This is a genomic window from Streptomyces sp. NPDC050564 (assembly GCF_044457265.1).
In the GTDB taxonomy this organism is placed as follows: domain Bacteria; phylum Actinomycetota; class Actinomycetes; order Streptomycetales; family Streptomycetaceae; genus Streptomyces.
Window position 1 is genome coordinate 58,004 of record NZ_JBITGS010000046.1, and the last position, 10,925, is coordinate 68,928.

At 68.3% G+C, this 10,925-nt stretch carries 11 protein-coding genes; 5 read left to right on the forward strand and 6 right to left on the reverse strand.

Translation table 11 applies throughout. The features are described 5' to 3' along the window. Positions 1-29: 29 nt before the first annotated feature. Positions 30-1,001, reverse strand: coding sequence for a Clp protease N-terminal domain-containing protein (locus ACIBK0_RS44370; protein WP_399093727.1), 972 nt, complete (start codon positions 999-1,001; stop codon positions 30-32). Between the two features lie 68 nt (positions 1,002-1,069). Here ACIBK0_RS44370 and ACIBK0_RS44375 point away from each other — a divergent pair, with 68 nt between their 5' ends. Beyond that, the gene (locus ACIBK0_RS44375; RefSeq protein WP_399093730.1) at positions 1,070-1,429 is read left to right on the forward strand and encodes an excisionase; all 360 of its coding nucleotides are present in this window, start codon (positions 1,070-1,072) and stop codon (positions 1,427-1,429) included. Positions 1,430-1,683: 254 nt separating this feature from the next. Here ACIBK0_RS44375 and ACIBK0_RS44380 read toward each other — a convergent pair whose 3' ends face one another. Next, positions 1,684-2,067: a hypothetical protein gene (locus ACIBK0_RS44380; RefSeq protein WP_399093733.1), complete on the reverse strand. Its 384-nt coding sequence runs from the start codon at positions 2,065-2,067 to the stop codon at positions 1,684-1,686. 864 nt (positions 2,068-2,931) lie between these two features. Here ACIBK0_RS44380 and ACIBK0_RS44385 point away from each other — a divergent pair. After that, positions 2,932-4,581 carry a hypothetical protein gene (locus tag ACIBK0_RS44385; protein WP_399093736.1) on the forward strand — a complete coding sequence of 550 codons (1,650 nt, stop codon included), beginning with the start codon at positions 2,932-2,934 and terminating at the stop codon, positions 4,579-4,581. 1,093 nt (positions 4,582-5,674) lie between these two features. Further along, the gene (locus tag ACIBK0_RS44390; RefSeq protein ID WP_399093739.1) at positions 5,675-6,811 is read left to right on the forward strand and encodes a hypothetical protein; all 1,137 of its coding nucleotides are present in this window, start codon (positions 5,675-5,677) and stop codon (positions 6,809-6,811) included. Between the two features lie 331 nt (positions 6,812-7,142). Here ACIBK0_RS44390 and ACIBK0_RS44395 read toward each other — a convergent pair whose 3' ends face one another. From ACIBK0_RS44395 to tnpA, 3 genes are read right to left on the reverse strand one after another with little or no spacing between them, the layout of a single operon-like run. Beyond that, positions 7,143-7,502 carry a hypothetical protein gene (locus tag ACIBK0_RS44395; protein WP_399093742.1) on the reverse strand — a complete coding sequence of 120 codons (360 nt, stop codon included), beginning with the start codon at positions 7,500-7,502 and terminating at the stop codon, positions 7,143-7,145. Continuing rightward, the gene (locus ACIBK0_RS44400; protein WP_399093745.1) at positions 7,490-8,833 is read right to left on the reverse strand and encodes an RNA-guided endonuclease InsQ/TnpB family protein; all 1,344 of its coding nucleotides are present in this window, start codon (positions 8,831-8,833) and stop codon (positions 7,490-7,492) included. The genes ACIBK0_RS44395 and ACIBK0_RS44400 overlap by 13 nt, the downstream gene beginning before the upstream one ends. After that, positions 8,817-9,275: an IS200/IS605 family transposase gene (gene tnpA / locus ACIBK0_RS44405; RefSeq protein ID WP_399093749.1), complete on the reverse strand. Its 459-nt coding sequence runs from the start codon at positions 9,273-9,275 to the stop codon at positions 8,817-8,819. The genes ACIBK0_RS44400 and tnpA overlap by 17 nt, the downstream gene beginning before the upstream one ends. Before the next feature lie 324 nt (positions 9,276-9,599). Between tnpA and ACIBK0_RS44410 the strand changes: the two genes are divergently transcribed. Next, positions 9,600-9,833: a hypothetical protein gene (locus ACIBK0_RS44410; protein WP_399093752.1), complete on the forward strand. Its 234-nt coding sequence runs from the start codon at positions 9,600-9,602 to the stop codon at positions 9,831-9,833. A gap of 74 nt (positions 9,834-9,907) precedes the next feature. Next, positions 9,908-10,447: a GNAT family N-acetyltransferase gene (locus ACIBK0_RS44415; protein ID WP_399093755.1), complete on the forward strand. Its 540-nt coding sequence runs from the start codon at positions 9,908-9,910 to the stop codon at positions 10,445-10,447. Positions 10,448-10,613: 166 nt separating this feature from the next. On the opposite strand, the gene ACIBK0_RS44420 is transcribed toward ACIBK0_RS44415, so the two are convergent. Further along, on the reverse strand, positions 10,614-10,925 hold a 312-nt coding region (locus ACIBK0_RS44420), incomplete at its 5' end, for a transposase (protein WP_399093758.1).

The window sequence follows — 10,925 nt, forward strand, 5'->3', positions numbered from 1 at the left end:
GACCGGTTCCGGCCCGCTGATCAGCCGGTTCACCGGCGGAGCCGGGGCGCGAGCACCGTGCGCACGACCTTGGCCACCTTGCTCGCGGCGGATCCGTCCTCTTCTTCGGGTTCCGGTTCCAGCACGCGCTGGATCTGCAGCAGCAGCTGGTTGGTGGACCGCCAGAGCGGGACGAACATGCCGGCGACCGGCCCGACACCCTGGATCGGGCCGCCGGACAGCTCGGTAACCTTCTTGGCGATCGTGACCGTCGCCGGGTCCCGCAGGATCAGGTGCACCTCATCGTCGACCAGCCGGATTTCCATCTTGCGCGCGGCGGCTTCCTCCGGGTTCGCGTCCGTGGTCGTCTCCGGATCCAATTCGTCGATCTTGGCGGCGACCGCGCCCGGGTCGACCCCGAGTTCGCGCAGCACCCTGGCCGCCATGCTGTTCTCCGCCCGCAGCATCGCCTCAAGCAGGTGATGGCTGCCGACCGGTGCGCCACCGGCCAGCGCGCCGGCGGCGGACACGGTGTCCTCGGTGGCAGGTGTGCCGGCCGGCCATGGGCTGGCTGCGACGTCCTGCGATCCCTCCAATGAGGCCATCACCGCGGCACGGATCTTGCTGATCGGACTGATCCGCTCGGCAAGCACCTTCGCGCCGACGCCCTCACCTTCCCTGACCAGGGCGAGCAGGATGTGTTCCGTACCGATGTAGGTGTGGTGCAGTTGCTGCGCCTCGCGCAGGGCGAGGTCCAGCGTCTTCTTCGCGCTCGGCGCGAACGGGATATGGCCGCTCAGCTCCTGCGTGCCGGGCTTGACCACCGCGGCGATATCGGCCTGCGCCGTCTCCTTGTCGTACCCGAGCTGGTGCAGAACTTTCGCCGCCATGCTGTCCCGCGCGTCGAGCAGCCCCAACAGGATGTGCTCCGTGCCGATGTAGTTGTGCTTGAGCAGCCTCGCCTCCTCCTGAGCCGTGACGACCACCTTGCGGGCTTTCACCGTGAACCTTTCAAATGACATGATTCCAGGGTCTCAACCATGTCAATACAGTGTTATTGATAGGGTCACCATGCCAAAGGGAGGGTGTGATGGAGACACCGTCGGATTGGGAGAACCGGCTCGCGCGCTGGCAGAATGAGCTGGAGCTGTTCGAGCAGCTGGACGAGACACCCTGGGTCACGCTGGCCAAGGCGGAAGCCGAGACCGGCGTTTCCCGCTCGGCCCTGCGGTCCTGGTACCGCAATGGCGAGATCCAGTCCCGGCTGGTGGACGGCCCGAACGGGCCGCAGCGCCTGGTCCGGCTGGACGCGGTGATCGAGCGCGCCGCCGCGTCACCGCGCATTCAACGCAGGGCGGAACGGGAAGTCAGCCTGGAAGCCCAAGTCACCCTGCTACAGCACCGGGTTGACCAGCTTGAGCTGCGACTGGCCGCGCTGGAGCGGAAGTGATCGGCGCGAGCAGCGCCGCGCCATCGGCCCGGAACGGTGCCACCGTCGCCGGATCCGCCTGCTCCTCCACGACCAGGGTGTAGGGCCGGTCCAGCGGCGCCCAGTAGGGGAACGGGGTGACACCGAGCTTGGAGTGCTCGGCCAGCACCCCCGCGGATAGACTGCTCGTCCTTCAGCAGCGTGCAATGCTCAACCAGCTCGTCAACATCAACGATGCACATGGACCAACGGTCGGGTGGCCGGAGGGAAGTGGCTTAATTATGGATGAGGAAGTCCGCCGCTTCCCGTGTCCTGTGCTTGCGGTGGAACGTCTGTTCCTGTGCCGCCCACAGTGGCCACATCGGGGCCGTGGAGAGACCGTCCCTGGATTCCACGCGTGCGCGGCGCTGCGGCGTGGTTGCCTCCACCCAGATCGTGGAGCGGAGGTACGGGGCCGATTGCAGGCTGTACGAACCGACGCCCTCTACGATCAGCGGTCCGCCGGGGCTAATCGTGTGGGTCTCGGCGAATTCCCCCGTGTACCAGTCGTATCTGCGCCAGATTGCCGGGCGGGACTCCGCCAGTGGGCGCAGTATCCAGTCGACGAGATATTGCGCACCCTGCTCCAGGCCCGTCCAGCCCGGATAGATGTTGTCCATGTGAAATACGGCGGCCCCTGACTGGGTTGCGATGCACGCGGCCAATGTCGTCTTCCCAGCCCCGGACGAACCGTCGATGGCCAGTACGAAATCCGGCCGGCCAGAGGAGTCATGTACGGCGTCCGCGATCCGCACGGCGGACTCGTGCATCTCCCAGGAGATGCACGAGCAGCTTCCGAGGTGAATGCTTGCCGGCGGTTCCATAGCACTCGACAAGATCCACCCCTTTACCACGGCCGCCCCGTGGCTCCAACGTCCCATAGGGGCCAGGTGTGTTCAAGACGATCCTGGTCGACGGCGCGGTGAACGCGCGCCGTTGAGGGCAGCGGTGAAGCAGGCGAACAGCTCGACCCGGTCCGCCGGCCGGCAGTCCCGCAGCACCCGTAGGAACCCACAGGTCAGGGCTGCGAGACGGACGGTTGTACAAACCGCAGCTGCGATGATCAGCAGTAGATTCCAGGTGTCCACGATCTTGCCCTCCACGCCTGTGCCCGACTCCTCGCCCTCAACATGCCGCCGTCCCACCCTCCGCACGCGGCTTGGGACAGCCCCGGACAGCCCGGATACTCGGTGCTACCGCCGGGACGTATCAGGATGGCCCGGGCAGCTCAGGGATGCCGCTGCGCGGGGCAGTTGCTGGGTTGCTGGGAGGGAGGGTGCAGGCGGAGCGGGAGACACTGCTTTCTCACCGCTTCGATCCCGCGCCCCGCGCTTCCGCGGCGAAGGCACCGGAAACTCGACGGTCGGAGCCGCCACGTTGGGATGTTTCGGAACGCCCTGACCGCGTAGCCCGATACCTATTCGGGGAAGGAGTAATGCGGAACAGGTGCAGGGCTCGGACGGGGGACGTTGCCAATGGGGGATATGCAGCGCACGAGAATGCTGATGTCGTTCATGGACGACCTCTGTGCCATGAAGCGCCTGGTCGGCGTCTCGTACGAGCGAATTGAGCAGCTGTCGGAGCGGCAGCTCCGCGAGGGGAGACGGCTTAATCCCGTCGGCTCAGCAGGCATGCAGGTACTTGCCCGCACCACCACTCATCGCATGCTCAAGAACGGCGACGTGTCTGTCGCCGACCGTCCCCGCGTCATGATGTTCGTCGCGGTCTGCCTGCAGGCCGCAGAGGAGCGAGGCGTCCCATTGCCCGCCGACTGGCGGGACGCAGACCGGTGGGCCCGCAGATGGTCGATGCTGGTGTCGGAGTCCCTGTCGAAAACCGCCCGCCCGGTCGCCAATGGCTGGGGCGACGAACAGGACGACGACGGCTCGGGGGAGGGCGATGCCGCAGGGCTGGTGCGGCTGGCCCCGGTGGAGCAACTCTGGCCCGCCCGTAAGCCGGAGATCGGGGAGCTGGCCACGGCGATCCGGCATCTGGGGCGCTCGGGCCGTCCGGAGGCGGCCGCCTCGCACGCCAACGAACTCGTCCAGCGCTGCGCCCAGCGGCTCGGAGGTGACCATCTGGGCACGCTCGCCGCTCGGCAGGCCGCGGCGTACTGGGCCGGGGAGGCGGGTCGGATGAGGGAGGCGGTCCAGCTGACCAAAGCCGTTCGTGAAGACTCCCGCCAGATGCTCGGCGCCGACTCGCCTTACACCCGTCTGACTGAGCGGCGGCTCGTCTACTGGGTGGGCACCGCCGGCGACTGGACCGGCGCCTGGCATCATGCCAACAGGCTGCTCACGCGTTGGGAAGGCGATCCGGCTGTGGACGCTCTGGATCTCAGCCTGGCCCGGATCGACGCGCTGTATGCGGCCGCCCAAATCAGGGGCTGGAACTCGGCGGTCCACTACCTCCGCCATGAGATCCCCGGCCTGTCCGAACTGTTAGGACCGCACCACCCAATAGTTCTGTGGGTGCGAGCCAGCGTCGTCGAGGGCCTGATCCGCTGCGGTGAGACGGCGGAGGCTACCGACTGCGCCGTCAATCTGGTGGAGGACACCGAAGGGCGGTTCGGCGCGGACCACCAGCGGGTCCTGTGGGCCCGGTCGGCGCTGATCTCCGTGCTGCGCGGGTCGCAACGCCTGTCCGAGATGGTCGACGTCGCGCGCGTCAACGCCGCGGAGGCGGACCGTATCCTCGGGTATCTACACCCCGAGGCAGTGAAGATCAAACTCACCTATGTCGAATCGCTACACGACGACGGTGCTGTCATCGAGGCCCAGGAAATCGGTCACGAACTCCTGGCGACGGCGAACGCCTGCATGGGTTGGGACAGTCTCAGCATGCTGCGCATCCGGCTCGCCCTGTTGAAGACCGGCGCGACGGATGTCGTCGGCAGTCGTCCGGCCGTGGATGCAACCCCTGAGAGCCTGCATACAGACGCCCGTCGACTGCTTGGGCCGGACCACGAAGTCACGCTCAGGGTCCGGCTGTTACAGGTGTCCCGCGGTAGCCCTCGAGATCGGGTACAGCGTCTCGCCGAACTGGCCGAGGATTGTGTCCGGGTGCTCGGCATCGGTCACCCGCTCACCGCGGAGGTCCAGGTGGCATCCGAGGCCGCGCCCGACGCCCTCTGAGAACCAAGTCCGGGTAGGTGCGCGTCTCGTCATGGCGATTTGCCGTGCATGCTCTGGCGTGCCTGGCTCCGCCGACCTCCTTCGGGAACGCCACCGGAGTGCTGTCGACGAAGCGCTTCGCGGGCTGAACGCGCGATGGGCCTCGCGTTGACGGAGCTTGCAAATAGGAGTGAAAGGTGGGTAGTTGGCCGAATTGTGAGCCGACTTGGACCCATCCCTGTGGCTTACGCGCGGCTCTACGCTCGTCCGGTGTCCGAATGCTCGCAGCCAGGCGTCAGCGCCGTCACTCGGGGGAGACCGTGGACGTCCCGACGTTGATCCTGTTGGGGGCGGCGGGTGGTCTGCTGCGTGGGGCCCTGGACCTGTACACCCGGTTCGTGTCCTGGCAGGCCGATCGCCGCGCCCATCGGCAGTTGACCGCGGCAGGCACGGCACAGGGGCAAGCCCCGCGGTTCCAGGCATACTTCGACCCCGTCGTTGACATCGTCGCGGCCGTCGTACACAGCGTGCTGGGAGCCGGGGCCGCGGTGCTGTTCGGTACCGCAGGACAGATCAAAGGTGAATACGCCGCCCTCGTCGTCGGTATGTCGGCGCCCATGCTGCTCGCCCAACTGGGCCGCATCCAGACGGTGAACGAGGCAGTGACGGGCGACCGGCAGTCGGCCGGGGTGGCGGAGGCCGAGGTGCCTTCGACTGCCGGTGCCGAGGGCGGAGCGAACGGCTCCGGAGCTGAAGAAGCCCCGGGTGCAGCAGCCGCCGTAGCACCGTCCGCTCCTCTGCCCCGAACGGAGCCGCCGCCAGCCCCCTCCGCGTCGTCCCCCGCGGACCCGGTCCAGCTCCCCGCCCGTGCCGAAAGCCCGCCGCCCCCCGCGCGGCCGATGCCTTCGCCCAGGCCGCCTGCCGCTGTCGCGGACGCTCGCACGCCGGAGCCCGCACCTGGCGAGCTCCCCGCGGACCGAACACGGCTCCCGGATCCCACGCGCCCCGGGGACGCTCCCATCCCCTCGGACCCTCCCGACGGAACGGGATCTGGCTTCGATGGCCGAGGCGCGCCACGATGGCGGCAGGGGCCGGCGATAGGGGAGGAGGGGCTGTGAACGACGCTCCCCGGCTGCTGAGCGAAGACCGCGAGGAGTACGAACGGATCCTCGACGAGGCATTGCGCGCCGCCCCCCACCGCGCGGACCTGGCCGCCGTGGGCGAACGGCTCAGCCCGAAGCAACTGCGCACCCTGGCGCTGAATGCCACCGACCTCATCACTGCGGGCGCGGCGACGGAGTACCAGCATTACGTACGGGTCCGCGAAGAAATCCGTGGCTCTGCGTCCCCGTCACGCTCGGCGTCCGCCCCTCCCTCGTCCGCCTTCTCCCGCTCCGGCACCCGGCCGGCGGCCCCCGGCCACCACGCTCCGGCAGGTCTGGGCCACCGGTTCGGCGCGGCCGTCCTCGGTGCCGGACCACCGGGTGGCCGCCGGATCAGCGACGGAGTCACTCCGCAGCGTTGGGCCAGGATGTCCTACGGCCGCCGTCTGCTGGCAGCGCTTCTCGGCCTGCGCGTACGCCCAGAAGTACCGACGGCGGCGGGGGCGTGGACAACGCGTACGTCCGAGCAGCCGGTCGCCGTCCGCACACCTGCTCGCACGCCCTCGGCCAGGCACGAGACACCGGCCCCGGAGACAACCGAGTCGGCCGGAGCCGGTGCGTTCGCTGTCTTCGCTGTGCTCGCCCCCGTCCTCTCCGGAACCGCCGCCGCGATCTTCTTCCTCGTCGGCTTCGTCCTCAAGGTGCTCACCGCCGAGTCGGAGTTCGCCCGGACCATGTTCACCGCCGGGTGGCTGTTCGGAGCCGTGGGTGTAGGCGCGATCGTTTTCTGCGTAGTCGTCTTGCTGGTCACTGCTCTGCGCGGCCGCGGCCAGTCCACCCGGGAGGCCGCGGGCTACCACGAGCCGAGCGAGGAGTTGGCCCGGGCCAGAGAGGCCTGGCGGGAAGCCCTGCTGGAACGCGGCATCATGCCCTTCCTGAGGGAAGCGCTCGCCGATCCCCGTACCGCTGCACTGCGTCGTACGGCACCGCCGGTGGCGACCAGCCGCATCCCGCAGGTCGGCTACGACCGCCCAGGTTTCTCCGCCCCCGACGACGGGCCCGGTCCCGCTCCGGCCCCCCGCCCGAGCTTCACCAGCCCCGAGTTCACCAGCCCGGACTTCGGAGGCCCGGAACCCGAGTCGGAGTGACGCGCCGAAGGCAGGCCGTGCTGTCGAAACGGTCAACTCCTCCGGCAACCTGTCGGACACCCTCGACCTGAAGCGGGACGCGAAGATCACGGCGAAGTTCACCGGCGACGCGCGCTACACCGCCAAAACGGTGTCCAGCACGCGCGGCGCCAAGGTCAGCGTGCCCACGGCGGTCAGCGGCCACTACACGACCAAATCGGTGTACGGCCACCCCTACTACTACTTCGGGGAACTGAAGAAAACCGACGCGCCGGGTGACGAAAACGGGTCGGTGTTCGCGGGAAGGATGGCCGTTGCGGGTGTGTTCCCGCTACCCGCTCGTCCGTTGGCATCAAAGAACGGCGTTGCCGACGACCTCCGCCAACTCGCCGGACGACTCGGAGGTCAGACGGTAGAACCCCTGGAGGCCGACCGAGCGCTCGAGACGGCCATCCACGACGTGCTTCAGACCGCGGGTCTGGCCTCGGCGGTTACGCCAGGTAAGCCCGGCCAGAAGATCACCTGGGAGCGGCATGTCGAAGCTTACGGGCGTCGCGTCCACGTGCACCGCTGCTGCACCGCAGCCGCCGGCACCGAGCATCGACCAGTCGCCGTGCCCGGGAAACGCCGGGTCCTGCCACGTCGCCGGGGCGGTGCCGCAGCAGTCGCCCCGCCCCATGCCGGTCACCCGCATCCGGCTCACCACGTACACGACGCACCGGTTGACGTGCAGCGCGTACACCTCGTCCCCAACACGAGCGCCCGACCAGGCGGGCAGGGAGGAGTGACTCCTCCCCCCGGATAGATCCGGGGGGCTTCTCCTGTCGGTGGCTTGGCCACGTTGGGAAGGACCAGCCCGGCCCTGATGGCGATGTTGAGTGCGCCGACCTGATCGGTGTTGGCGGTGTGTCCGCACCGGGTGTACTCGAACCTCTCTTGTGTGGTGCGGTTCTCGCCGGACGCGTGCCCGCATTCGGGGCAGGTGCGGGAGGTGTTGCGGGGGTCCACCGGGATCAGTACACGACCGGCGCTTTCAGCCTTGTGCGCGAGGATGCCCTGGAACACCCCCCAACCCGCGTCGTGGATGCTCTTGTTCAGCCCGGCCTTGGCGGCGGCCCCGTTGGGCAGGAATCTGCCGGGTGTCTCGGGGGCGGGCTTGGGTTTGGGGGCGCGGACCATGTTCGCGATGCTCAGCCGCTCGTGCGCGATCACGTCGTAGGTGCGGACCATCGCGAGCGCGGTCCTGTGTGCGTGGTCGGTGCGCCGGCGGCGTACCTTGCGGTGCAGCTCGGCGACCTTTTCCACGGCCTGCCGGTGTTTCGCGGTGCGGTTGTTCCGCTTCCTGCGGGGAAACGCCTTGAGTGCACGCTGAGCCTCGGCAAGGGCTTCAGCGCCCAGCCTGCCGTGCCTCGGGTTCGGCCGGTGCTCGCCCTGGGAAGTGGTGAGGAAGTGGGCTACGCCCATGTCGATACCGCACACGGCACCGGCTGCGGGAAGCGGTTCGGCCGGCACCTCGTCGCAGGCGAGGATGATGTACCACTGCTTGCCCTCGCGCTTGACCGAGACGGTCTTGACCCGCCCCCTGACGGGCCGGTGCTGGTGCACACGGATGTGCCCGACACCTTGCAGCCGCACGCGGGTGACGGGGTCGTGCGGCGTACTGTCCCAGCGACAGCCGTCCCCGTCCTTGGGGAAGTCCACCGTGTCGAACCAGTTCACTCCCCTAAAGCGGGGATAGCCGGGCTTCTGTCCGGCCTTGATGCGGCGGAAGAACGCCTGCATCGCCTTGTCGAGACGGCGCAGTGTCGCCTGCTGGCTGGAGAAGGACCAGCGGCCCTGCCGCTCGGGGGCGACCGCCCGGATCTCCTTGAGCTGCGCGGACTGCTGCCCATACGTGATGCTCGTCTTCGAGGCGTGCCGGTAGGCATCGCGGCGTTCCTGCAACGCGCCGTTGTAGAGGGAGCAGTGATCCCACAGCATCTCCCGCAGGGCCTGCTCCTGGCGCACGGTGGGGCGCAGGAGGAACTTATACGCGCGGTGCACGCATGTCCTCCTTCTGCCCCTTGGTCCAGGGACGTTCCCACTGGGTGTTGATGTACGTCTCCACCGTGTCCGCGCCGACCGCGCCGACCGAGGCGACCGAGGCGACGAAGAACGACGACGACCACAGCGTGGGCATTCGCGACTTCAGATGCGCAAACTCCTCCCGCAACACGCGGGAGGTGAAGCCCTTGAACTGGTTCGCCACATACGAGGCGGACGCCTTCCGCCCGTGCTTGACGAACAGATGCACGTGATCGGGCATCACCTCAAGCGCGATGATCTCCCAGCCCTTCCCGGCCGCCTTGGCCTCGATCAGCTCCCGCAGCCGGACCGCGACCCGGCCACCGAGAACCCGGCAGCGGTACTTCGAGCACCACACCACGTGCAGCCCCAAGTGGCACACACCACCGGAATACCGGCGAACCTTCCGAGCCACCGCCACGCGATCACACTACAAGCGCCACACATCTAGCTGCGGTCAACAGCGCAGCTCCGTACGCACAGTTGAGGCCAGAACAGCCCAGACAAGCAATTCCCCCCAGCCTAAAGACACGGGTCCCATCGCCAGCTATCTGATGGGATCGGGTGGCCCGGGGGGAATCTCACCCCCGGGCTCCCACAGAATGGAGCGTGACAATCTCTCGTCACTCCGCTCTTGTCAGCCTGCTCACCAGGCGACGGAGGCTTCGGTCGTCCACGTCATCCAGTCCGCCACGATCGGATTGATCTCCTTGGCGAGCTCCACGAACGTGAAATTGGGGCGGCGATGAAGCCGCCATCGGCGGACTTCCTCTCCCCGCTCTCGTCGCTGAACATCCGGCCCGGCCACCTCAACGCCCACCAGACCGCGCGGCAGTTCGGCATCAGCCTCGACGGCGTCCGCCAGCTCGTCCGCCGCGGCCAGCTGCAGCGCTCAGGCGGGAGCCCCCGACAGCCCTGGTACGCCGGCCGAGACGTCGCTGCGCTCGTCGCCGAGCGCCCCACCCGCAACGCCGCTTGACCGCAGGTCAGCCACGTCTCACGTTGCTAAGCGTTTCCCGTTCGGTCGTTTTGACCATCTGTTAGCGTGCGCGGATGGAAGATCTGGGACTCGACGCTTGGCCGCCTGAGCCGATCAGGACCGAGCGGCTCGTGCTCCGGGCGCCTGAGGCGCGGGACCGTGCGGCGTTCATCGAGCTGCTCGCCTCGCCAGAGGTGCACACCTACCTCGGCGGTCCCCGCCCGCGTGACGAGCTTGAGCGCGAGACGCCTGAGGTGCCCGAGCGGTGGCCCGGGAGTTTCGTCGTTGATCTCGACGGAGCGATGATCGGCCAGATCCTGCTCAGGAGAGCAACCGGGCACCGTCGCCCGGCTGCCGTAGGGAAGGCCGATCTCGGCTACCTGTTCCTGCCGCGAGCGTGGGGATTCGGGTATGCCGCCGAGGCGTGCGCGGCGGCACTCGGCTGGTTCGACGGCGTCCTTCCCGGCGAGCCGGTGGTGCTCACCACCCAGACCGCCAACGTGGGCTCGATGCGCCTCGCGGCAAAGCTGGGGTTCACCGAGGTAGAGCGGTTCGAAGCATGGGGCGCCGAGCAGTGGCTCGGCATGTGGTCCCCGGTCATGCCTTCCAGTTGAGTTCATGACGGAACCGCCGGGGAGTACCCGCCCATCCACGCGCGCGAGCGGCTGCAACCGCGACTTGCCCGCGCGCATGCCGGTCGCGACGCTCGAGTGCCTCTTCGTGAAGTGGCTGGTTCACGGCGTGTGTCGACCTGGGTCCCCTAGGAGTTGTCTTCAAATGTCACGCCCACATCAGGAGCGAGGCGAGGGTGACAGCTGCCTGGTAGGACTCGGCGGTCTTGTCGTAGCGGGTCGCGATGCCGCGCCACTGCTTGAGGCGGTTGAAGCACCGTTCCACGACGTTGCGCTGCTTGTAGAGCTGCTTGTCGAAGACCGGTGGACGCCCGCCTCGGCTGCCGCGCCGGAGCCGGTTGCGGATCTGGTCGGCCCGCTCGGGGATGGTGTGGCTGATGCCGCGGCGTCGCAGCCAGGTCCGTATCGCGCGGGAGCTGTAGCCCTTGTCGCCCAGCACGTGGGTGGGCCGCACCCGGGG